Source organism: Bradyrhizobium sp. 142 (assembly GCF_023074015.1).
Taxonomy (GTDB): Bacteria; Pseudomonadota; Alphaproteobacteria; order Rhizobiales; family Xanthobacteraceae; genus Bradyrhizobium.
In genome coordinates this window covers 1-22768 of sequence record NZ_JADPKQ010000247.1, presented here as the reverse complement: position 1 = coordinate 22768, position 22768 = coordinate 1, and the positions used below count along the sequence as shown (strand labels likewise).

General features: G+C 62.4%; 18 protein-coding genes and 4 pseudogenes. 13 read left to right on the top strand and 9 right to left on the bottom strand.

Going from position 1 to position 22768, the window contains the following annotated elements; all coding sequences use genetic code 11:
* A partial coding sequence (locus IVA82_RS22920) for an extracellular solute-binding protein (RefSeq protein WP_247493565.1) occupies nucleotides 1-901 on the bottom strand: 901 nt, incomplete at its 3' end.
* 130 nt (nucleotides 902-1031) lie between these two features.
* Between IVA82_RS22920 and IVA82_RS22915 the strand changes: the two are divergent.
* Nucleotides 1032-1559: pseudogene (locus IVA82_RS22915) on the top strand (CHASE3 domain-containing protein); the annotation flags it as partial.
* On the opposite strand, the gene IVA82_RS22910 reads toward IVA82_RS22915, so the two are convergent.
* Entirely contained in the window at nucleotides 1479-1781 is a 303-nt protein-coding gene (locus tag IVA82_RS22910) for a hypothetical protein (protein ID WP_247382643.1), read from the bottom strand. The pseudogene IVA82_RS22915 and the gene IVA82_RS22910 overlap by 81 nt on opposite strands.
* On the opposite strand from IVA82_RS22910, the pseudogene IVA82_RS22905 reads away from it, so the two are divergent.
* From IVA82_RS22905 to IVA82_RS22890, 4 genes and pseudogenes are all read left to right on the top strand, one after another.
* Nucleotides 1758-3308 (top strand): annotated as a pseudogene (locus IVA82_RS22905) (PAS domain S-box protein); the annotation flags it as partial. The gene IVA82_RS22910 and the pseudogene IVA82_RS22905 overlap by 24 nt on opposite strands.
* Before the next feature lie 92 nt (nucleotides 3309-3400).
* Nucleotides 3401-3517 (top strand): annotated as a pseudogene (locus tag IVA82_RS22900) (IS110 family transposase); the annotation flags it as partial.
* 17 nt (nucleotides 3518-3534) lie between these two features.
* Nucleotides 3535-4125 carry an ATP-binding protein gene (locus IVA82_RS22895; RefSeq protein WP_346658685.1) on the top strand — a complete coding sequence of 197 codons (591 nt, stop codon included), beginning with the start codon at nucleotides 3535-3537 and terminating at the stop codon, nucleotides 4123-4125.
* 92 nt (nucleotides 4126-4217) lie between these two features.
* A pseudogene (locus IVA82_RS22890) lies at nucleotides 4218-5219 on the top strand (IS110 family transposase).
* Between the two features lie 837 nt (nucleotides 5220-6056).
* On the opposite strand, the gene IVA82_RS22885 reads toward IVA82_RS22890, so the two are convergent.
* From IVA82_RS22885 to IVA82_RS22870, 4 genes are read right to left on the bottom strand one after another with little or no spacing between them, the layout of a single operon-like run.
* A complete protein-coding gene (locus IVA82_RS22885; RefSeq protein ID WP_247382639.1) occupies nucleotides 6057-6770 on the bottom strand; it encodes an ABC transporter ATP-binding protein in 714 nt (237 codons plus the stop codon).
* Complete coding sequence (locus tag IVA82_RS22880; RefSeq protein WP_247382638.1) at nucleotides 6767-8536, bottom strand: branched-chain amino acid ABC transporter ATP-binding protein/permease; 1770 nt, start codon at nucleotides 8534-8536, stop codon at nucleotides 6767-6769. Before IVA82_RS22880 ends, IVA82_RS22885 begins: the two co-directional genes overlap by 4 nt.
* Complete coding sequence (locus tag IVA82_RS22875) at nucleotides 8533-9576, bottom strand: branched-chain amino acid ABC transporter permease (protein ID WP_247382637.1); 1044 nt, start codon at nucleotides 9574-9576, stop codon at nucleotides 8533-8535. The genes IVA82_RS22880 and IVA82_RS22875 overlap by 4 nt, the downstream gene beginning before the upstream one ends.
* 46 nt (nucleotides 9577-9622) lie before the next feature.
* On the bottom strand, nucleotides 9623-10771 hold the full coding sequence (locus tag IVA82_RS22870; protein ID WP_247382636.1) for an ABC transporter substrate-binding protein: 1149 nt from the start codon (nucleotides 10769-10771) through the stop codon (nucleotides 9623-9625).
* Nucleotides 10772-11391: 620 nt separating this feature from the next.
* Here IVA82_RS22870 and IVA82_RS22865 point away from each other — a divergent pair.
* The 7 genes from IVA82_RS22865 to IVA82_RS22835 are packed head-to-tail and all read left to right on the top strand — an operon-like array spanning nucleotide 11392 to nucleotide 18800.
* Nucleotides 11392-12174 carry an aspartate/glutamate racemase family protein gene (locus tag IVA82_RS22865; protein WP_247382635.1) on the top strand — a complete coding sequence of 261 codons (783 nt, stop codon included), beginning with the start codon at nucleotides 11392-11394 and terminating at the stop codon, nucleotides 12172-12174.
* A 32-nt stretch (nucleotides 12175-12206) separates the two neighbouring features.
* Complete coding sequence (locus IVA82_RS22860) at nucleotides 12207-12635, top strand: organic hydroperoxide resistance protein (RefSeq protein ID WP_148745679.1); 429 nt, start codon at nucleotides 12207-12209, stop codon at nucleotides 12633-12635.
* A 25-nt stretch (nucleotides 12636-12660) separates the two neighbouring features.
* The gene (locus IVA82_RS22855) at nucleotides 12661-13839 is read left to right on the top strand and encodes a thiolase family protein (protein ID WP_247382634.1); all 1179 of its coding nucleotides are present in this window, start codon (nucleotides 12661-12663) and stop codon (nucleotides 13837-13839) included.
* Nucleotides 13836-15077 (top strand): SDR family NAD(P)-dependent oxidoreductase, encoded by a 1242-nt coding sequence (locus tag IVA82_RS22850; RefSeq protein WP_247382633.1) that lies wholly within the window; start codon nucleotides 13836-13838, stop codon nucleotides 15075-15077. The genes IVA82_RS22855 and IVA82_RS22850 overlap by 4 nt, the downstream gene beginning before the upstream one ends.
* A 49-nt stretch (nucleotides 15078-15126) precedes the next feature.
* Nucleotides 15127-15909, top strand: coding sequence for a cyclase family protein (locus IVA82_RS22845; protein WP_247382641.1), 783 nt, complete (start codon nucleotides 15127-15129; stop codon nucleotides 15907-15909).
* A gap of 53 nt (nucleotides 15910-15962) precedes the next feature.
* Complete coding sequence (locus IVA82_RS22840) at nucleotides 15963-17120, top strand: ABC transporter substrate-binding protein (protein ID WP_247382632.1); 1158 nt, start codon at nucleotides 15963-15965, stop codon at nucleotides 17118-17120.
* A gap of 42 nt (nucleotides 17121-17162) precedes the next feature.
* The gene (locus IVA82_RS22835) at nucleotides 17163-18800 is read left to right on the top strand and encodes an ATP-dependent acyl-CoA ligase (RefSeq protein WP_247382631.1); all 1638 of its coding nucleotides are present in this window, start codon (nucleotides 17163-17165) and stop codon (nucleotides 18798-18800) included.
* A gap of 3 nt (nucleotides 18801-18803) precedes the next feature.
* On the opposite strand, the gene IVA82_RS22830 is transcribed toward IVA82_RS22835, so the two are convergent.
* On the bottom strand, nucleotides 18804-19319 hold the full coding sequence (locus IVA82_RS22830) for a MarR family transcriptional regulator (protein ID WP_247382630.1): 516 nt from the start codon (nucleotides 19317-19319) through the stop codon (nucleotides 18804-18806).
* A gap of 583 nt (nucleotides 19320-19902) precedes the next feature.
* Here IVA82_RS22830 and IVA82_RS22825 point away from each other — a divergent pair.
* Nucleotides 19903-20217, top strand: a complete 315-nt coding sequence (locus IVA82_RS22825; protein WP_148745686.1) for a hypothetical protein — start codon at nucleotides 19903-19905, stop codon at nucleotides 20215-20217.
* A 139-nt stretch (nucleotides 20218-20356) separates the two neighbouring features.
* On the opposite strand, the gene IVA82_RS22820 is transcribed toward IVA82_RS22825, so the two are convergent.
* Nucleotides 20357-20719 (bottom strand): hypothetical protein, encoded by a 363-nt coding sequence (locus IVA82_RS22820; RefSeq protein WP_247382629.1) that lies wholly within the window; start codon nucleotides 20717-20719, stop codon nucleotides 20357-20359.
* Between the two features lie 377 nt (nucleotides 20720-21096).
* Nucleotides 21097-21255, bottom strand: a complete 159-nt coding sequence (locus tag IVA82_RS22815; RefSeq protein ID WP_247382628.1) for a hypothetical protein — start codon at nucleotides 21253-21255, stop codon at nucleotides 21097-21099.
* Nucleotides 21256-22768: the final 1513 nt, after the last annotated feature.

Genomic DNA, 22768 nt, shown 5'->3' with positions numbered 1-22768 from the left:
GCAAGTTGCTGCTGTCGATTGCCATTGCTGTCCTGCCCTGCAGGAAGTCGTCCAGCACCTGGTACCATTCATAGCTGCCGACGCCGATAGGCCCGGCCTCGCGGAGCAGCCGCCCGTACATGTCGATGGCCGCGATCGCCTCCGGGCTCGCGAAAGCGGCCATATTGTCCTTGATCATGGCGCCACCGTAAGAGAACACGAAACCCATGGCCGCCGGGCTGGAATTGCCGCCCGCCTGGGCTCGCATCGCGATTCCCGATATAGCATCGGTCTTGACTGCCCTGGCGGTCGCGAGCAGTTCGTCGAAAGTCTGGGGAGCCGGCAAGTCCTTGGCTGCCAACATTTCGCGGTTGAGGAACAGGGTCATCGCCTCGGACGTGATTGTAAAGCCGTATCTCTCGCCGTCCGGCCACAGCGAGAAGGTCCGGGCGGTCTTGAGAAGATCGCTCTCGTCATACCAAGGAAGATCGGTCAGCGACTTCTTGGAATAATAAGCGTTCAGCGGCTCGAGCCATCCTCCGGAGATGCCCTGGCCGTAAGTGGCGAACATGCAAACGTCAGGTGTATTGCTGCCGCGTGCGAGCCTGATCGGGATCGCGCTCAGGTATGTGGTTTCCAGTGCAAAGTCGGTCACGACGTTGATGCCGGTGAGCTTGGTGAAATCCGGCAAGAGCGGCGTGATCGCATTGGACCAGGGATGGATCGCACCTGCGAGCGTGATCGTCTGCCCCGCAAACTGCTTCCAGTCGATTGCGGCACTGGCATAGGCCTGGTCATCCCCGGCCAAGCTCGTGCGCGGTAACATGGTGAAGGCCGGCAAGACTGCTCCCGCAGCGCCCAATCCCTTGACGAAGCTGCGCCGGCTGACGGGCGCGCGACCGCTTGATGCGTTTCCATCCATGATAGTGCTCCCATAACTATGGCATTCACAGGATGCGAAGCTGAGCCATATCCGTTCCGTCAGTTCGCGCCATTGCGAAGTCGGGATGCACGGCCGGGAATGTTGAGTTCCGGCTCCCGTGCCAACGCGCATGTGCTATCATCGCACGCATACGCTGCCCACTGTTCTATCATGCGACAGCCGGGCGGTCACCGAAGACACGAGGCCGATGTCAGCTTTTGCTCGGAGCCATTTTTCGCGATGGTTTGCGCGACCGTTGATCCCCGTGATTGCAGCGCTTCTGACGTTGTCCGCGGTGACCGGATTTCTCGGTCTCCAAAACTGGCGTGACCGCGAGGCGGTCAATCTCTCGCTCGAGCACGGCGGCCAGGTCATTGACACGCTTGATCGGCTTCGGACGATCATCGTCGATCTGGAGGCCGAAAGGCACGGGTATCTGCTCACCCTCGACCCGGCTTATCTCAAGGCCTACGGCGTCTCGGACGAAAGCGTTCGACGGGAGACTGAGGCGCTCCAGGCTCTGGTCGCAAGCGATCCGTTACAGAGTTTTCGCGCCGGACATCTGGCTCTGATCATTTCAGAAAAGCTGCGTGAGATCGACGACCTCGTCAAAACGGCGGCTCGCGTCTCCGGGCAGGCGGCCCAGGCAATGATCCGAGGCATGGACGATATCCGACTGCAAATCGACCTGTTGCAGGACGTTGAGCGTTTTCAGCTCGTAGGTTGGGAGAAGCGCGCCGGGGAACTCGAACGACGCAGGACGCGTCTTACCCTCGCAGCCGGCGTCATCGGCGCCGTCCTGGTGGGGACCGCGATGGCGCTCGCGCGGCTCGAGGCGAAGCGGCGGCGAAAGGCGACCGAGGAGAACGTGCAGCTCCACAGCGACCTTCTGGAGCGCGACAGGAAGATTCGACGCCTCGTCGACTCCAACATCATAGGGGTCATGATCTGGAACCTCGAAGGTCGCATACTTGAGGCCAACGACGCATTTCTGCATATCGTGGGTTACGACCGCGAGGATCTCGCCGCGGGACGCCTGCACCGTACGATGCTGACGCCGCCGGAATGGCGCGACCTCGACGCACGTAACATCGCGGAGCTGGAGCTGATCGGGACGCTCGCGCCATTCGAGAAGGAGTATTTGCGTAAAGGCGGAAGCCGTGTGTCCGTGCTGATCGGCGGGGCGATGTTCGAAGAGGGTACAAATCAAGGCGTTGGCTTCATCCTTGATTTGACCGAGCGCAAGCGGGCGGAAGAGGCGTTGCGGCAGAGCGAGGAGCGCTTTCGCACCCTCGTGCAATTCTCCTTCGACGTGTACTGGGAGACCGACGCGCAGCATCGCTTTACCCGCCAGGAATTCGCGGAGAGCCTTGCCGACGCGCCGGCGGCGGACTCGGAGATCGGTAAGACGCGCTGGGAAGTGCCTTACCTGGAGCCTGACGCAGAGGCCTGGCGCAAGCACCGGGAAACGCTCGATGCCCATCTGTCGTTCCGTGATTTTGAGCTCGCTAGACGTGCCCGCGACGGCAGCAAGCGCTATGTGTCCGTTTCGGGGCTGCCGGTGTTCGATAAGACGGGGCGCTTCGTCGGCTACCGCGGCGTCGGGCGGCACATCACCGAACGCAAGCGAGCCGAAGAGGCCTTGCGCTCCGCGCAGGCGGAGCTCGCACACGCCAATCGCGTCACCACGATGGGGCAGCTCGCGGCCTCGATCGCCCATGAAGTCAGCCAGCCGATCACCGCCACGGTTACCAACGCCGAGGCTGGATTGTCCTGGCTGGCTGCCCAGCCGCCGAATCTGGAGCAGGTCCAGCATATGTTCGATTGTATCGTCAGCGACGGTCTGCGAGCCGGCGATGTCATCGGGCGGATCCGGGCCCAGGTCAAGAAGGCGCCTCAGCAGAGGGTAGCGTTGGAGATCAACGCGGCGGTACTTGAGGTCATTGCCCTGACCCGTGTCGAAGCGGCCAAGAATGGCGTCCTGGTGCGGACGCAACTTGCGGAGGGCTTTCCACCGATTCAAGCGGATCGGGTCCAGGTCCAACAGGTGATTCTCAACCTGATCATCAACGCAGTCGAGGCGATGGGCGGAATGGGCGATGGGGTGCGGGAGCTGCTGATCAGCACCGGCAGAAATACCTCGAACGACGTATTCGTCAGCGTGCGGGATTCTGGTCCGGGACTGGACCCGAAGACGATGGACCGCCTCTTCGATCCCTTCTTCACCACAAAATCCAAGGGCATGGGCATGGGTCTGGCCATTTGCCATTCGATCATTGAGGCGCACGGCGGACGGATGTGGGCTGGCGCAAATGAACCTCGGGGCGCCATCTTTCAGTTCACGCTGCCTGTAAAACCAGACGAAACTGTTCCCTCCGGACACGTCGACCCCATGTCGGCGGTATAAGACTGCAGGACCGCGGAGCGAAACGACCGTTCTCGGCGGCAGAAGCCCCGCTGTGATCGTTCCAGCTCGTTGGTCATGATCACCGCGGTGCCATCGTGCTGCGGCAGAAGTGGTCACGCAGCCAGGTGGAAACACGGCTCGCCAATTTGCCGCCGTGCTTGATCGGTATGGAAGCCTGCGTCGGCGCGCACCACCTCAGCCGCCGAATCTGGAGCAGGTCCAGCATATGTTCGATTGTATCGTCAGCGACGGTCTGCGAGCCGGCGATGTCATCGGGCGGATCCGGGCCCAGGTCAAGAAGGCGCCTCAGCAGAGGGTAGCGTTGGAGATCAACGCGGCGGTACTTGAGGTCATTGCCCTGACCCGTGTCGAAGCGGCCAAGAATGGCGTCCTGGTGCGGACGCAACTTGCGGAGGGCTTTCCACCGATTCAAGCGGATCGGGTCCAGGTCCAACAGGTGATTCTCAACCTGATCATCAACGCAGTCGAGGCGATGGGCGGAATGGGCGATGGGGTGCGGGAGCTGCTGATCAGCACCGGCAGAAATACCTCGAACGACGTATTCGTCAGCGTGCGGGATTCTGGTCCGGGACTGGACCCGAAGACGATGGACCGCCTCTTCGATCCCTTCTTCACCACAAAATCCAAGGGCATGGGCATGGGTCTGGCCATTTGCCATTCGATCATTGAGGCGCACGGCGGACGGATGTGGGCTGGCGCAAATGAACCTCGGGGCGCCATCTTTCAGTTCACGCTGCCTGTAAAACCAGACGAAACTGTTCCCTCCGGACACGTCGACCCCATGTCGGCGGTATAAGACTGCAGGACCGCGGAGCGAAACGACCGTTCTCGGCGGCAGAAGCCCCGCTGTGATCGTTCCAGCTCGTTGGTCATGATCACCGCGGTGCCATCGTGCTGCGGCAGAAGTGGTCACGCAGCCAGGTGGAAACACGGCTCGCCAATTTGCCGCCGTGCTTGATCGGTATGGAAGCCTGCGTCGGCGCGCACCACCTCAGCCGCAAGCTCCAAATGCTTGGCCACGACGCTCGCTTGATGCCGGCGAAATACGTGCGCCCCTACTCGAAGGAACAGAAGAATGACTTCCGAGATGCGGAAGCCATCGCTGAGGCTGTCCAACGCCCGACCATGAAGTTCGTCGCGACCAAGACCGCCGACCAGCTCGACCTGCAGGCGCTGCACCGCGTGCGCGATCGATTGGTTGGTCAGCGTATCGGCGTCATCAATCAGATCCGTGCGTTCCTGCTGGAGCGGGGCATCGCCGTACGCCAAGGCCTGCATTCCCTGCGGTCGAGTTGCCGGGTATCCTCGCGACGCGCACCGATGTGCTCTCGCCTCGCATGTTACGCATCATCGAGGAACTGGCGGGCGACTGGCGCCGGCTGGATGCGCGTATCGAGGGGCTGTCTAGCGAGATCGAAACGCTGGCCCGTCAAGATAAGGCCTGCGAGCGACTGATGACGGTGCCCGGCATTGGCCCACTTATCTCCAGTGCAATGGTGGCCGGGATCGGCACTGGAGACGTGTTCTCGAAAGGCCGCGACTTCGGCGCCTGGCTTGGACTGGTGCCGAAGCAGATATCGACCGGCGACCGCAAGATATCAAGGCGCGGCAATCGCTACCTACGCGCGCTGTTCGTCCAAGCCGCATGGGTCGTGCTGGTCAGGGTCAAGTGCTGGGAGCGCTACGGCCTCAAATCTTGGATCGAAGCTGCCAAGAAGCGATTTGCATCACAACGTGCTGGCGATTGCGCTCGCCGACAAGCTCGCCTGCATCGCTTGGGCGGTTCTCAACAAGGGGCGCGCCTTCGAATGCGTCAAGACAGATGAGATGGCGTCCCGACCTGCTTGGCGCCGCGCTCGGGGCCGTCAAGGCGCAGCCTGGGAGCGGTAGAGCAAGACGTGAGGACAGCACGACGGCCGGCCTTGACGGCCCTTGCGCGCGGCGCGTCTGCGCGCGCAGGCCGGGACGAGGGAATGACCGCCAGGCACGAACAAAGGAACGGCGCGAAGTGAAGTGAGGAGCTATCGATGACGTAACCAATATCCCTTACCCACCGAGGTCTGCGAGAGATGAGACGACGATGGAGGATCAGTCTTCCCGGCGCATGCGAACACTGGTGACCCGAATGGCCCGTTCGAGGCCTGTCCGCTAATCAGCTCGAATGCGCGCTGATATCCATGATGGCCCGGAGCACAGCACGCTCCAGTCAGAGGCCCGATACATTGATGCAAGACTGCATCTGCCAGGTTGACGAAACCTCTTGCAACGCGCGGCCGGACCATACATTCGGGTCACAAACTGTAATACTCGCGATCGGCAAATCAGGTCCGTTCCTCCCGCGAAAGGAGACCTGGGCGACGCCGGCCGGAGTCTGTTGCGATGGGCCGTATCGGAACGTTGGCGTCATCTTGGCGCAAGCGACGCCGTTCCGCCGGGTGAGGGGATGCTCCATCGTTTTCGATTGTCGCGGGCGGGCTTCAGCTTGCTGATCCCTTGGCGGTACATATCGGAAATCTAGGATGCCAGGGTTGGCGGTGGAAGCCATCGGCCGTCCATGCGCTGCGATGATGGCATCCTGCCACTGGTTTGACCGACGGATCAACCTGATTTCGTAAAACCCGTAATTACCGGGCGTTAAGCTACTGATATCGCTGTCACCGGCTACTGTGCATGGGGTTGTTTCGCTCTTATTGTTGTGGGGCTCGCCGAGCCTGATCCAAACCGGTTTTAGTGGCCGCCGAGATAGGCCGTGATCAAACGGGGATCGTGGATGAGGTCCTTGGCAGGGCCGGACTGCACGATCTCGCCGGTCTCGAGAACGTAGCCGTAGTCCGCCGTCTCCAGCGCGGCGCGGGCGTTCTGCTCGACCAGCAGGATCGACACGCCGAGATCGCGCAGGGACGCGATGGTGCGAAAGATCTCGCGCACGATCAGCGGCGCGAGGCCGAGGCTCGGCTCGTCCAGCATCAGAAGTTTCGGCTTGGCCATCAGCGCGCGCCCGAGCGCGAGCATCTGGCGTTCGCCGCCGGAGAGCGTGCCGGCGGCCTGGCGCTGCCGCTCCTTCAGCCGGGGGAACCGGTCATAGACCCCATCGAGCGTCTTCTGAACTCCGGAGCGGTCGCGCAGGCTGTAGGAGCCGAGGAGCAAGTTGTCAGCGACCGACATATCGGAGAACAGCTCGCGTTTTTCCGGAACGAGGCAGAGCCTGCGCTCGACGCGGTCTTCGACCGACATCTTGCCGATGTCGCTGCCCTGAAAGACCATGCGGCCTTTAGAAGAGAGCAGTCCGATTGCGGCCATCAGCAGCGTGGTCTTGCCGGCACCGTTCGGACCGATGACGGTGACGATTTGTCCCTCCTCGACCGAGAGCGACACATTGCGAACCGCATCGACATTGTCGTAGCAGACGGTGACGTCCGACAGGGAGAACATCGAGCTCACGCGACGCCTCCGAGATATGCTTCTTGCACCCGTTCGTCGCTGCGGATTGCAGCCGGCGCGCCTTCGCAGAGCTTCGAGCCGAAATCCAGCACGACGATGCGGTCGACCAGCGACATCACAAACTCCATGTCGTGCTCGACGATCAGGATGGTCAAGTGATCCGCCCGGAGCGAGCGCAAAAGCTCTGCCAGCCTGAGCTTCTCCTGGCGGCGCAGGCCTGCAGCGGGTTCGTCGAGCACCAGCAGGGTCGGATCCGCGGCGAGCGCGCGCGCGATCTCCAGAATACGCTGGTTTCCGAGCGGCAGGTTGCCGGCGAGCTCGAACGGCTTCTCGCCGAGCCCGACGCGTTCGAGCTGCATCAGCGCCTCGTGACGGACGCTGGCCTCCTCGCGCCGGTTGATGCGGAAAGCTCCGGCGAACAGGCCGGCGCGGGTCCGGGCATAAGTGCCGAGCATCACGTTTTCAAGAAGGCTCATGCGCGGCCTGAGCTTCACGTGCTGGAAGGTTCTCGCGATCCCGGCCTTGGCAATGCGGGATTGCGCCTCACGCGTAATCGGGCGTCCAGCGAAGACGATATCGCCCTTGTTGACCCGGAGCGCGCCGGTCAGGCAATTGAACATCGTGCTCTTGCCGGCGCCGTTCGGGCCGATCACGGCGAGGATTTCACCCGACCGTACCTCGAAGCTGACATTGTTGACGGCGACCAGGCCGCCGAACCGGCGCTCGGCGCCGTCGACCTTCAGGAGGAGTTCGCCTGGCGCGGGTTGCGCGCGGCGGGGCAGGAGCGGCGCGGGCTGCGGCCGCGCGCGCGTTGTTTTCGGCAAGGAGCGCGCAACGAACGGCACGATGCCTTGCCGCGCCCATTGCAGGAACAGGATGAACAGGGCGGAGAAGGCGACGATCTCGAGCTGTCCGGACGCGCCCTTGGCGATCAGCGGCAGATAGTCCTGCACGCTGTTCTTGAGCAGGGTAACGACTGCCGCCCCCACGACGCCGCCAAGAAGGCTGCCGGCGCCGCCGACCATCGACATCATCAGATATTCGATGCCCATGCCTGCATCGAACGGGCCGGGGCTGATGAAGCGGCTCATGTGGGCGTACAGCCATCCGGAGAGCGAGGCCAGGAGGGCCGCGATCACGAAGGTCACCAGCTTGATCCGGAAGGCGTTGATGCCGAGGCTTTCGACGAGCGTATTGCCGCCGCGCAGCGCGCGCATGGCGCGGCCAAGCCGGGAGTCCAGCAGATTATAGCCAAGCAAGAGGACGACGGTAACGATGCCCCAGATCAGGAAATAGATCTGCTTGCTGGAAACGAGGGCAAGCGATCCGAGGCTGATCGGCGGAATCGACGAGATCCCATTGAACCGGCCGAGTCCCTCGACATTGCCGAACAGGAAGCCGATCGCCAGACCCCAGGCCACGGTAGAGAGCGAGAGGAAGTGACCCTGAAGCCGCAGGGTGACAAGGCCGAGAATGGTCGCAACGCCGCAGGTCAAAGCCACGCCGAACAGCAGGCCAAGCCAGGGCGAATGCCCGTTTAGCGCCGAGACCCACGCTGTCGCATAGGCCGCAACGCCGACGAACGCCGCCTGTCCGAACGACACGATGCCGCCGACGCCGGTGAGCAGCGCGAGCCCAATGGCAACGAGCGAATAGATGCCGATGTAGTTCATCAGCGTGATGCTGAACGGGCTGAGGACGAAGGGAGCCACCGCGAGGCACAACACGGCCGCGGCGGCGGCTATCTGAACGTGAAGGCGCGTCATTCCTCGATTTCCTCCTCGGAATGCAGCGATGCGAGGGACCGCCAGATCAGGATCGGGATCAGCAGCGAGAACACGATGACGTCCTTCAATGCGCTGCTCTCGAAGGATGCGAAGCTTTCGAGGATGCCGACGCCGACGGCGCCGATCGCGGCTCCCGGATAGCTCGTCATGCCGCCGACGATGGCGCCGACGAAGGCCTTGAGGCCGATCAGGAAGCCGGAATCGTAGAACACCGTGTTGACCGGCGCGATCAGGATGCCTGATACGCCGGCCATGAGGGAGCCCAGGAGATAGGCGATCGTGCCGGCGCGCTCCGGTCGTATTCCCATCAGCCGCGAGCCGGTCCGGTTCACGGCTGTGGCGCGCAGGGATTTGCCGACCAGCGTGAAGTCGAAGAAGAGATAGAGCAGGCCGCTGAAGACGAGCGCTGCGATCACGATCAGCAAGGTCTGGCCCGAAATCAGGACGCCGGCGAACTCCGTCGAGAAGGAGGTCAGCGGCTCGGTGCGGACACCTTCGGGGCCGAAGAACAACAGACCCAGTCCAACCAACGCAAAATGCAGCGCCACCGACACCGTCAGCAACAGCAGCACAGTGCCGTCGGCGATCGGGCGGAAAACGATCCGATCCAGTAGCGGGGAGATGGGCATGATCAGCATCAGAGCGAGCACGAGTCTGACCGCCAGGGGAGGATCCATGCGCATGACGAGCCAGGCTGCGCCGACCACGGCGAGCGGAAGCGCGAGATAGAAGGACAGCGCGCGCGGCAGAAGTCGGAGCTCGCCGGAGCGCGCAAGGGAAATGATCTCGATCAGGGCTGCGAGACAAGCCAGGATGACAACCAGTGCCCCTGTCCCCGGAAAGCGATTCGCATCGAGGGCCGCGAGCGTCAGCGCGGTGAACGCCGCGATGTCGCCGAAGGGGATGAAGATGACCCGCGTCACCGTGAATATGAGGACAGTTCCGATCGCCACGAGTGCATAGACCGCGCCGGTGGCGATGCCGTCGATCGCAAGGATGGCTGCGATATCGCTCGTCATTGAGACGCTATTCCCCCTTCTGCTTTGTCCGCCCCGTGGTCCTCTCTTACGGCGCGTACTTCCAGGCCCCGCCGCTCAGCCGCACGACGACGAGCGAGCGCTCATCGACGCCGGTCGCAGAACCTGGTTTGAAGTTGTAGACGGCATGCACGCCCGGCAGCTCCTTGGTGCTGAGGATCGCGTCCCTTAGTGCGGTGCGGAATTCCACAGTGCCGGGTTTTGCGGATTTGAGCGCGCGCTCGGCCGCTTTGGAGAAGATCAGCCAGGCGTCGAAGGAGTAGGCCGAGAAGCCGTCCGTAGTCGGCATGTTGTGAGTCTTCTGGTAGATCGCGCGGAAATCCAGCGCTATCTTCTTGGCAAAGTGCTCGTCTGGAAGCTGCTCGGCGACGATTACCGGACCCGCGGACACCTGAATGCCGTCGGCAGCCTTGCCGCCGACGTTCACGAAATCCGGATTGACCAGCGCGACCGTGCCGTAGGTATGACCCTTGAACCCCCGCTCGGCAAGGCTGAGCAGGGGAAGCGCGCCTTGCGTGCCGGAGCCGCCGTCGAGCACCGCGTCCGGCCGTGCGGCCATTACCTTGAGGATCTGTGCGGTGACCGAAGTGTCGGTGCGGGCATAGCGTTCGTTGGTCTGGACCTTGATGCCGTCGGTCGTCTCGGCCGCCTTGGCGCCGTTGTAGACGAGGTCGCCCCATGCATCCGAGAAGCCGATATAGCCGATATTTTTCATGCTATCGCGTTTCATGCGATCGGCGATGATCTTGACGAGCAGGGAAGCCGGCTGCGGCACCGAGACCACCCACTGCTCCGGCGAGTCCGGCAACTTGGCGATCGGCGAGACCGCGATCATCGGCACCTTCAATTCGCTTGCCACTGCCGCCATGGCGATCGTCGAGGGCGCGGTTGCCGTGCCGATCAGCAGGTCCACCTTCTCTTCTTCAACCAGCTTGCGCGCGTTACGCGTCGCAGCTGACGGATCGGATCCGTCGTCGAGCTGGATCAGGCGGATGGTCTCCCCATTGACTGACTTCTTGTATTCGTAGGCTGCGTTGATGCCCCGACCGTAAGGGATGCCGATCGAGGAGCCGTTGCCGCTCAGCGAGGTGACAAAGCCGATGGTGATGTCGGCCCGCGCCGCCGGCGCGGCGACGACGCCGGCCACAAGTGCCAATAAGCTCAGGGTCTTGCGCATTGCCTTCTCCTGCGTTGATTTAGGTGTGAATGACCGGAAGCTGCCGGGCCTGAGCCCGGACTCCGAACGAGCTGATCGAAAACGTTGCTGCAGCGCCGATCATCGGCGCGACTGAGAAGAGTTTGTCTGGTGCGCGGCGCAATCATGCCGACGCTTGCCGTTGAAGGTCTGCGCTGCTGCGCGAATTCCGCCCGTACCGCGAAAGCGCAGACAATGCGATGGCAGGAGCGCGCAGCGCCACCGAAGGCACTGCCGCCGGTCGTCCAGCTCCAAAGACTGCCCACACGATCAAGTCTCTCAAGAACGGTGCCCTGCAACATCATTGTCAGGTGGCTAGGGTCGGCTGGCGAAGTATTACTTAAAGCCTAAAGTATATTCGGCGGGCGCGTCAACAGCATGTGATGGCCGTCTTCAAAAAAATGCTGGTGCATACAATTCTGGCAGTATGAGCCAATTTGTTGGCTTTCTTGTCCCTCAAAATGGGCATGCCCGCTACGGGGTGCTGGACCACTCGCTTGGGTGCGCCGCGCACATTTGACGGACCAATTAGTTTATGATTGAAATATTCGTATCGACAGTCCGGCTGCCGATCCTCCAATACCCGCTCGAGGAAAAGGACGATGCGCATCTTCTGGCAAAGCTTCGTTGATGCGAGTGTGAACGCGCCCTACATGGCGCTCCTGTCGGAATACCTCAACAACATCGCGGCGCAGGGCACGACGGTCCATGTCGAGGGGATCTCGCCGCCGGATCGGGAGTTCGGCAGGCTTGCCGAATTGCGCTGTGCCGTGCAGGCCATCGACAACGGCATCGCGGCGGAGGAGCAAGGCTTTGATGCCTTTGTCATGGGGCATTTCCAGGATCCGGGTCTGTACGAGCTTCGCGCGACGCTCGATATTCCCGTGGTCGGGACGGGCGAGGCGACGCTGCTTGCCGCCTCGCAGCTCGGCCGGCGGCTCGGTCTGGTCACGCTCGATCCCGTCTTCGAAGTCTGGCACTACGAGCAGGCCGAGCGTTACGGCCTCGGCGATCGTGTCGTTCACGTGACGGGCCTCGGTTGCAAACCCGAGGATTTCGTAAGTGCCTTCGCGGGCGATCGGGCCGCGCACGCCCGCATGATCGAGGATTTCGTCGCCTGCGCGTTGCCACTCGTCGAGCGCGGTGCCGACGTCGTGATTCCAGCCGGTGTGTTGCCCGGCCTGCTGATCGGGCGGGAGCACGGCCTGAAGGTCGGGCACGCGCCAGTGGTCAACTGCGCGGCGGTGGCGCTGAAGAGCGCCGAGATGTGGGTGCAGCTCAGGCGCCTCACCGGCACCGAGCCAAGCCGCGGGCCCAGCTTCAAGCGAGCCAGCGCCGTGGCGCGCAACGATTTCCGCGCGCTGCTCGCGCGCAACGGCGGCTAGCGCTGCATGCACTGGTCCTTGGAGAAAACGCGATGATGACGCCTGAGAAGATCCTGTACGAAACCGAAGTCACCGCTACGGGAGGCCGCGACGGCAAGGCCGCGAGCGCCGACGGGCTGCTGTCGGTGTCGCTGTCGCTGCCGAAATCGCTGGGCGGCCCCGGGGGCGAGGGCACCAACCCGGAGCAGCTCTTTGCGGCCGGCTACGCCGCGTGCTTTCTTGGTGCGGTCAAGCTCGTGGCGCGCACCAGGAAGGTCGTGCCGGCTGACGAGCCTTCGGTGACCGCGAAGGTGGCGATGGGGCCCGTGCCCGTCGGGTATGCGTTGGCCATCGAACTGAAGGTCAGTCTGCCCGGCGTGGAGAGGTCGGTCGCGGAAGCCATTGTCGCTGGCGCGCACGAGCGCTGCCCCTATTCAAACGCGACTCGCGGCAATATCGACGTGAAGCTGACGGTGATCTGAGGCGGATGGACAAGGCAGGCGAGCGTTGACGACTTCGCTGCGTACACCCTATGACGGCATCGTGATGGCGGCTCCCGTCACGATACCCTATGTGCGCTACTCCATCGATAGCGCGCAGTGGTGGATCGGTCGCGCCTTGAGCGCGCTCGTTGCGCAAGCCGGCATAAAAGTTTCCGACATCGATGGTCTCTGCGTGTCCAGCTTCACCTTGGGGCCTGACAGCGGGATCGGACTGACGCAGCATTTCGGACTTTGCGTGCGATGGCTGGATACGATCCCGCTCGGTGGCGCCAGCGCGATCGCCGCGTTGCGCAAGGCGGCACGGGCGGTGCAGGCGCGCGATGCCGACATCGTCGCCTGCGTTGCAGGCGACACCAACCATGTCGATTCCTTCCGCTTGACGCTCGAGAATTTCTCCCGCTTCAACCAGGATGCGGTCTATCCCTACGGTGCGGGCGGTGCCAATTCGAGCTTCGCGCTGATTGCGCGCAACTACATGCGGACTTTCGGCGTCACACGCGCGGACGTTGGCAGGATTGCGGTCGCCCAACGCGCCAATGCCTTGCGCAATCCGCACGCGCTGATGAAGACGCCATTGTCGATCGAGCAGTATCTGGCAGCGCGTCCGATTTCCGATCCCATTCATCTATTTGATTGCGTCATGCCCTGCGCCGGCGCCGAGGCCTTCCTCGTGATGCGGGATGAAACCGCGGCATCGCTTGGATTGCCGGCCGCAAGACTGCTGTCGACCATCGAGCGGCACAACGCTTTCGCCGACGATCCGATGCAGGTGCGGGGCGGCTGGGCGATCGATATCGGCGAGCTCTACGCGATGGCGGGCGTAAAGCCGGACGATCTCGATATCGTCCAGACCTATGACGACTATCCCGTCATCACGATGATGCAGTTCGAGGATCTTGGCTTCTGCGGCAAAGGGGAGGGGGCCGAGTTCGTGCGTCAGCACGATCTCACCATCGACGGCGACCTTCCGCACAACACGTCGGGCGGACAACTCTCGGTCGGCCAGGCCGGTGCAGCCGGCGCCTATCTGGGTCTCGTCGAAGGGCTGCGGCAGGTCCTGGGAACCGCAGGGCCGACGCAGGTCAGGGATGCAGATCTCTGCCTGGCCTCCGGCTTCGGTATGATCAACTATGATCGCGGTCTTGCGTCCGGCGCCGCAATCTTTGCCGGGACTTCGCGATGATCGATCCGATTGAACCGCCACGGCGCAAGAATCCGCTGCTACGGACGCGCCTGCCGACGTCGCCGCCGCGAGCGCGCAGCAGGACGTCGCACGGCTTCGCGCGCGCGGCTGCCGAGGGGCGCTTCATGCTTCAGCGCTGCGAAGGCTGTGGCGCCTTCACCTATCCGGCGCGAGAGGCGTGCCCGTCCTGTCTGTCGGCCGCGCTCGTTTTCGTCGACGCGCCTCCGCGCGGCTTGCTGCTGGCTGAGACCACGGCGCACGTGCCGAGCGATGTCTACTTCCGCGAGCGGGCGCCTTGGCGCATCGGGCTCGTCAAGATGGATTGCGGCCCGACCATCGTGGCGCATCTCCACGGCGACTGTGCCGAGGGTGCTCCCGTCCGCGTGTCGTTCCAGCTCGACAAAAGCGGCCAGGCGGTGGCCTTTGCTCGACCCGAAGGGGATACCCCCAACATGGCAGACGACAAGCAGTGGCGTGAATTGACCGCCGATCCGAGGTTTCGACGGGTGCTCGTGACCAATGGCCGCAGCGCAATCGGCCGGGAGGCTGCCTTGGCGCTCAAGGTCGCCGGCGCCAAGACGGTATTCGTCGGCATCGCAGAGCCATGGCGGCCGTTTGCCGGCGAGAAGCTCTTGCAGGGGCAGGACGGGATCGAGCTCGTATCGCTCGACGCCGCCGATGAAAAGTCGACCAGAAACCTCGCCGCTGACATCGGCGGCAAGGTCGACATCCTCGTGAACACGACGGACTATGTGAGGCCGGGCGGTCTATTGGATCGCAGGGGCACGAGCATCGCGCGCGACGAGGTCGACCAGGCTTATCTCGGCTTCATCAATCTCGCGCAGGCCTTTGGTCCCATCATGCGGATGCGCGGAGCAGACGGCATCAACAACAGCGTCGCCTGGGTCAATATCCTCTCGGTCTATGCGCTGGCCAATTGGCCCGCATTCGGTGCCTATTCGGCTTCCCAGGCCGCCTGCCTGTCGCTCTCGCACTGTCTTCGTGCCGAACTTCGGCCCGGCGGCATCAGGATGATGAACGCCTTCACCGGCCCCGTCGACACCGAGTGGTTTCAGACCGTGCCACCGCCGAAGGTGGCGCCGCGTGCAATCGCGCAGGCGGTCGTATCCGGGCTCAAAGGCGGACTCGAAGAGATGTATGTCGGAGACGTCGCCGAGGAGATCCGGCAGCGCCTTGCGGCCAATCCGAAAGCGCTCGAACGCGAGCTCGACCGCTAAGCGGCCCATTTCGATCAACCTGGAGGGTGCGACAATGCAAGGCAAGGGTCTGCAAGGCAAGGCTCTTCTGGAACTGGCGGGTGCGATCGCTTCGGACGCGGTGCGGGTCGTCGACCTGAGCTTCACGCTCAATCCCGACTTTCCCGTAATCGTGCTACCGCCCGAATTCGGCCAGGCGGCCCCGGTGCGCATCCAGGAGATCTCGCGCTATGACGCGCGCGGCCCAGGCTGGTACTGGAATAACGTCACCTTCGGCGAGCACACCGGCACGCATTTCGACGCGCCGATTCACTGGTTCACCGGCAAGGACCTTGCCAACAATGCAGTCGATACCATGCCGCCCAAGGACATGATCGCGCCGGCCTGTGTCATCGACTGCTCCGCGCAGGCGGCGCAGGATCCGGACTTCCTGCTCACCGTGCCGATCGTCGAAGCCTGGGAAGCCCGGCACGGGCGGATTCCTTCGCGCCAGTGGGTCCTGCTGCGGACCGACTGGTCCAAGAAGGGCTGGCGCGACTATTCCAGTCTCAGGGACGACGGCGCGCACACGCCGGGTCCAGACGCGGCCGTCATGAAGTGGCTGGTGGAGGAGCGCGGCATCATCGGCTTTGGCACCGAGACCATCGGGACCGATGCGGGACAGGCCGGACATTTCGAGCCGCCTTACCCCGCGCATCACTTCCTCCACGGCGCGGGCCGCTACGGCCTGCAGTGCCTGTGCAACCTGGATCAGCTCCCCGCCACCGGCGCCGTCATCATTGCTTCCCCGCTGAAAATCCAGAACGGTTCCGGCAGCCCGCTGCGCGTGATCGCGCTGGTCTCCTCGACCTGAAACGCGCGCATGGCGCTTGCCCCGACCGACGCGAACCACGAAAGACAGGTGCCATGATCTCGATGAAATCACTGCTCGGCTCCGCGCTGCTGATTCTGGCCGTGCCTCAGGCCGCGCAAGCCGATATCCTTGTTGGCTTCGTCACCGGTCTTAGTGGGCCGGTATCCTCGATCGGCATTCCGAACGCGAAGGGGATTGCCGCAGGAGAGACCTATGTCGGCGAGATCGGCGGCGAGAAGGTGCGCGTCATCCAGCTCGACGACGCCTCCGATGCCACTGCTTCGGCGCGTAATGCGCGCAAGCTCGTCGAGCAGGAGAAGGTCGATATCCTGATCGGAACGTCGGGCGCGCCGCAGACGCTGGCGATGGCGACCGCCGCGATCGAGATGAAGGTGCCAATGATCGCTGTGTCTCCGATCGCACCCGTTCCGGCCGGCGAGGGCGGACCCCGGGTCGTGCAGACGCCGCAGCCGATGCCGCTCCTGGTCCAGGGCATCGTCGACCATATGAAGGCGCACGGAGTGAAGATGGTCGCCTTCATCGGATTCTCGGATGCGCTCGGCGATCTCTTGTACGATTCGCTGTCTCAGAGCGCCAAGGCGGCGGACATCAAGGTCATCGCCAACGAGCGCTACGCCAGATCCGATTCGTCGGTGACCGCGCAGGTGCTGCGCGCGCTTGCGGCGCGTCCCGATGCCATCATGCTCGGTGGCACCGGAACGCCGGGTGCGCTGCCCGCCATTGCCTTGTCCGAGCGCGGGTACAAGGGGCCGCTCTACGGCAACAACGGAATGATCAGCGCCGATTTCCTGCGCCTCGCCGGCAAGACCGCCAATGGCATCATCTGCCCCACCGGGCCGGTGATCGCGGCCGAACAGCTTCTGGCGAACAATCCGATTCAGAAGGTCTCCTTGGCCTACCGGACGGCCTACGAGAAGGCGAACGGCGAGATGCCGACCGACTCGTTCTCCTCCTACTCCTTCGATGGCTGGGTGGTCTTTGTCGATGCCGCCAAACGCGCGATGGCAGCCGGTGCCAAGCCGGGCTCGCCGGAATTCCGCAGTGCGCTGCGCCAGGCGTTGTTCGCCACCAAGGAGGTCGTGGGAACACAAGGGGTCTACAACTTCACACCGGCGGATCGGCACGGCGTTGATGATCGCTCGCGCGTCCTCGTTCAGATCGAGGACGGGAAGTACAAGCTCCTGCCTTGATGGCTAGGGCGCCTAGTCGAACTGGATTTGACGGAGCAGTGAATGCAGGACAAGACCGCCGGGCAAGCCGGACAGCAGCAGGCGGTGCCGGCCTGGGCGCGCGTGGTCGAACTGTTTCCACCTTCTGACCGGGTGCTCTCGACCATCCTCGCGCGGCAGGCGGAGCGCTATGGCGATCGCGTCCTGCTGGTCGCCGGACAGACCCGCTGGACCTATGCACAGGCTGCGACGATCGCGGCGGCATCGGCGCAGACGTTGATCGAGGCCGGCATCAAGCCGGGAGACCGGGTGGCGTTGATGTGCTCGAACCGGCCGGAGTTTCTTCAGATCTATCTCGGCTGCGCCTGGCTCGGGGCCATCGCGGTGCCGATCAACACGGCGCTGCGCGGGCTGCAGCTCGCGCATATTTTTCGCAACTCGCGCCCTGCGCTGCTCGTTGCCGAGGCCGGGTTTCTGGCTGCGATCGAGGCTGTCGGTGCGGACGCCGACCTGCCGCCGCTGGTATGGACGATCGGCCCCGTCGCGGAGACGCGAAGGATCGCTTCGGTGCCGTTGCCCGCTCTTGGGCCCGGAGCGGCGGCTGGTGCCGTGCGTCCGGGTGATGCTGTCGCCATCCTCTACACGTCAGGCACCACGGGGCCGGCAAAGGGCGTGTGCTGTCCGCAAGCGCAGCTGTTCTGGTGGGGCGTTTGCTCTGCGCGGGCACTCGGCATCCGGGACGGAGACATACTGTTCACGACCCTGCCCCTGTTTCACACCAATGCCCTCAACGCGTTCTATCAGGCCGTCTTGAATGGATGCACTTACGTGCTGGAGCCGAAATTCTCCGCATCAGGCTTTTGGGCCGCCGCGCGAGCCCACAATGCGAGCGTCGGCTATTTGCTCGGCGCCATGGCCTCCATGCTCTTGGCACAGCCTCGGACGGAGGAGGATACCGCGCATCGCGTTCGCGTCGCTTTGGGTGGCGGCGTCCCGCCGCAGGTCCAACGGCCATTTCTCGAGCGGTTCGGCGTGCCGCTCGTTGATGGCTATGGATCGACAGAGACCAATTTCGTGTTCGCCGGCCCAATCCCCTCCGACCGTCCAGGGACCATGGGGCATCTGGCCGACGGCTTTGAGGCCCGGATCGTCGATGAAGACGATTCTGAGCTGCCTGACGGACAGGCGGGCGAACTCGTGCTCCGCCACAAGGAACCGTTTGCATTCGCCACGGGATATTTCGGCATGCCGGAAAAGACGGTCGAGGCGTGGCGGAATCTCTGGTTTCACTCCGGCGATCGCGTCGTCAGGGATGCGGACGGACATTATCGCTTCGTCGATCGCATGAAGGATTCGATCCGCCGACGCGGCGAGAATGTGTCCTCTTGGGAAGTCGAGGAGCTCATCCTCTCGCATCCCGCCGTCGCTGCGTGCGCCATCTATCCGCTGCCGTCTGAATTGGGCGAGGATGAGGTTGCGGCCGCGCTCCTGCTGAAGCAGGGGCAGTCGCTCCAGCCCGCCGACATCATCAGGCATTGCGAGGGCCGGATCGCGTATTTCGCAATTCCGCGCTATGTCCGCATCATGAGCGAGATGCCGCTGACGGAGAACGGCAAGATCAGGAAGGGTGCGCTGCAACAGGCCGGCGTGACAACGGAGACCTGGGACCGTGAAGCCGCCGGCTTTCGGGTTCGGCGCTAATCGTCACGTCCGTTCGCGATGTTGAAGGGCATTCCTCACGGCGCCCTTGACGTCATCGAGCGCGCCGACCAGGCCATCGAGGCGGTTCTCGGGGAATTCGGCCAGCAATTCGGCAAGCCAGGCGCCATGACTCTTCGCCATTCGCCTGAAGGTCTTTCGGCCTTCGACCGTCATGCATATGATCTGTACGCGCCGGTCCAGGTTCGACGGCGTGCGGGTGATATAGCCATCCTCGACCAGGCGATCGACGATCGGCGTCAGGTTTCCTGCCGATACCATCAGCCGCTTGGGCAGTTCCCCCAGCACCAATCCGCTCGGCTCCCGATCGAGCTGAGCGAGAACGTCGAAGCGCGGCATCGTAAAGTCGTATTCCTCGCGAAATCGGCGCCGCAACTCCCCCTCGATCAGGGACGTGCAGGCCAGAAGGCGGAGCCAGAGCCGCGTGTGAGCCCGGTACGCGGCCTCCGCATCGGCCGCGTTCTTGCTGGAAGCCGGTGGGGACTCCTTCGCGAGTGCCAAATCAAATCTCCTGGCCCTCGTGGGGTTTGAAGGCGCAATTTTGTGAACCTGCAACAGAATAGTTCGTGCCAAAACTAAATTCAAGGCCAGCTTTGATCACGCAGGGACGTCCTGCTCGGACGCAAAATTTGCTTAATTTCCTGGTCTGTTTCTCTGTACTCAACGTCGGATAATTATTCGTCGATACCGCTCATTAGGCGATCCCCAGAACGAGGATATAGTTTAGGCGTAAAGTAATTTGACCAGAATCAAAGGGAGGAGATTGCACTCGAAATTGCCAGCCGATGCAAAACGGGGGTTTGGCGCATCAGCGACATGCGCCAACAGGACGCGCGTGGGAGGCAGGGCAACAGAGATAACCGGCGGGCGCGGTCAGATGGCCGCGTACCGATTTGGCACCGACGGAGCGCCCCATTGAGCAACCCCAATACTCGCCTGCACCAAACTGGGAGCCGAACAGTTGATCAATAGGTAGTCTTAACCGATCGCAAGCTCAGGGACAACATAAATTCAATTGAAATTTCAGATTTAATCGCGTTTAATATAAAATGAAAATTAAAATGGTATTTCAGGGTTTGGGATCATGCCTCGTTCTCCGTCCATCGTGCCCCATGCAGATCCAGGTGACGTCTATCTTGTGCTCGAGGATTTTGGAGGTGGGCTCGGACGCGCCTGGAGCGAAACCTCCGAGGACGACACGGGTCGAGCGACGTTGATGCGCCAGATAATGGAAGGCCAATACAAGCATCCTGCGCGGATCGTGGTCTTCAACACGGCAGAGGGATGGTCGCGTGATGTGACCGTGGAGATTGCTGATGCACTGCGCCGCTGCTTTGTCGAGTTCGACGACGTTGCCCCAGCCGCGTTGGAATTCATCGAGAGAGTAAGAAGGAATTGATTGTGGTGGCCTGCTCGTGCCTCAGTTTGCGCTGATCTCACAAGTTTATCAGAGACGAGGATGATGAGCGGCAGTACGAACGAACAAGCTAGGCGGCGGGGTGTGAGACAACTGCCTGCTGCGAAATAAGACCAACCCGTTATCTGTGTTTGGAGTTGCCATGTCGGTGGGTTGTGGTCGCGCTGTTGAATGGGACGGAAAGGTCCTGACAGGTTGGGTGGTCGTAAATGGCGTGGCTACCAAAGTGACTGCGGACCGAGCGACTATCCATGCGTGTGCCGCAGGGTTTAGCGATGCGCTTACCTGGGAGATTGATCGCTTTCGGACGGAAATCTTTGAAAAGCTGATGCCATTCTTCGTTCGCCAGAATAGCTGATGGTAAGCTATGACCTCGCCGCGTGTTCGGGATTTTCCCGCAGCGGTTCTGATTGACAACGTCGGACGCCTTCTTCTCCATCCGCGAGATGACAAGCGTGGCATCGCGCAGCTGGAAAGACTTCATTTTTCGGTGGCTGAACGAAAGAGGGCGAAACGCCCCTCCATACATCGTTGCGAAATCGCTGAAGTGATCGGCGTAACGCTCTCGCCAGGATGTAGCCGAAGGGCGACCCCAAGGGCATTCAGTTGTTCGACCTCCACCTCCATCCGAACTCCTCATGCGGAATCGTTGCCGTGATCTCGGCGTCATTGCCGGCCGACAGGCGCCAGGCCGCCACCCCGAAGCACAAGGTCAGGGTCAGGGCGAGGGCAAGCATAAGCATAGAGACGAAATGGCTCACGCGCGTGTACCCGCAAGAATCTGAAACCAGCCGAGAACGTGCACACCGGCCCGATTCGGAAAATGCAGACGACCTGACCCATCGGCGGTTTTCCCCGTCCTTACGCGGGGCCAAGAGCGCTCACGATCCCGATCGTGATCGGAACGAGCGCGACGACCGCCCACAAAGCGGGCGAGCTGGAGGACAGGCCAATGACCAGTATCAAAACACCGACACCCACGAGGGCCGCTGAGATTGCGTAGGCGACTGCCTTTTCCATTTGTCGATCCACGAACAACAAAGGATCGGTCGCACAAGCAGGACTCGGGGCGGACCGAAACGTTCCTTACGCTGAAGAGACACGCGCGATATTCAGAATCGATCAGGATGGGGCGGCGATCCGCTGCGAGCCTGATTTAGTATGGCCGTAAAATTCTATTTAATTGAGTTTTGCAACCTAATTCCGCCAAATTGCAAGACGCTTTCTGCGCGCTGGGGGCAGGGCTATCAACCCGGAGACCTGCATGTTCAGTCGAGTAGTAGTAGCTTTAGTGTTCGCTTTTGCGACCTCCATTTCTTCGGAAGCACGCCCTTTGCGCGCCGCTCCTCCACCTGAATGCAACGTGATTATGCCATGCGACTTTTCATCTTCGCTGGCGCAGGCGCAGAGATACACGGGACCGGCACGGCGCCTGCAGCGAAGTGCTGTTGCTAGCCTACGGATGTCCGTGGCCAGCTCAGAAAGCTCAAGGATTGAGATCGTCAGCGGTCGCCCGGCCGGTTGCCCTCAATCGTTCTGTGGATGTGGTGCGGCAATACGAGTGTTTGGTCGCGTAGTACCTGAACTGAACCTCGCAGCCAATTGGCTGCGCTTTCCCCGCACCTCGCCAGCACCGGGAATGGTTGCCGCGCGACGTGGGCACGTCTTCGTCCTGGAGCAGCACATCGCCGGTGACATCTGGAAAGCGTACGACGCCAACTCAGGCGGGCACGCAACTAGAATTCACCCGCGCTCCCTGAGAGGGTACACCATCGTCAACCCTCATGCAGCCTAGCGCCATCGCGCAGCGTTCTCATTAGGTTTTTCTCGCCGCGTTCCGGAGCATCCGGCTCGCAGCTCCTGCTCAAAAACTGGGCCGCAGTGGGATTCGCTGCGGCCCTGAAGTCACAACGTGATTGAACGAAGCCGCTGGGCGCGGCATTGAAGTTGTTGCTGGAGTGGGAGTGCCAACAACCTTCCTGCCATTGGCAGGCGGTGCTTCGACCGGTGCAGTCGGATCAACAATGATAGCAACCAACAGCATCTCGACACTTCCAAGGGACGATGCCGGGGCACCTTTCTGGAACTCCGTCGCACTCGTTGAAGGCTGTTACCGGGCCTCTCGCGCCAGGGTTGTCACGAGTGACTTTTCCGCAACGCCTAACCCATTGACAGCACGTAAAGTCGGCAACCTACTTTCCCCGTTTTGCAACGTCCGTGCCATATCGCGTAAGTTGTGCGTGCATTTGAGCCTGGCGACCGTCGAAGGTCATCGGCCTTGAATCTCGCCCGTTGCTCGGGCGTGGCAGCGGCTCGTTCAATCCGGCTTCTATGAGGTCGCACGCTACTGCGGCGCGACAATCAAGATGGGAATCCCGCGACAATCAGGATGAGAATGCGCCGCTGCCGGGGTGACGAAGGGAGGGCGTAGCCCGACCGGAGTTACCCCGGCAGCGGCGTCGACGCCCGGAGGGGCCTCATTTGGCGGTAACGGCGGCTGGTAAGGGATCGGTTTTCTCATTCGAGAGGACCC